This is a genomic window from Maritalea porphyrae (genome assembly GCF_027213965.1).
Lineage (GTDB): Bacteria > Pseudomonadota > Alphaproteobacteria > Rhizobiales > Devosiaceae > Maritalea > Maritalea porphyrae_A.
On sequence record NZ_JAPWGX010000088.1, the window covers coordinates 1 to 231 of the forward strand.

The window sequence follows — 231 nt, forward strand, 5'->3', positions numbered from 1 at the left end:
TCTACGGCCAGCAGGGATTTCTTCTCCAGCGGCGTTACCGGGAACAGCGCCAGCGCCGGAATGCCCAGGGCCACCCAGTGCTCGGCTTCCTTGAGCAGCAGGTCGATGGACAGGCGCTCGACACCGGGCATCGAGGCAATCGCTTCGCGGCGGTTTTCGCCGTCGAGGACGAACACCGGCAGAATCAGGTCATCGACACTCAGGCGGTTTTCCCGCACCAGACGTCGGGAA

1 pseudogene is annotated in these 231 nt (G+C 64.1%); it reads right to left on the minus strand.

Features of this window, described 5'->3' with window-relative positions:
• Nucleotides 1-231, minus strand: a pseudogene (locus O4H47_RS18095) (porphobilinogen synthase); the annotation flags it as partial.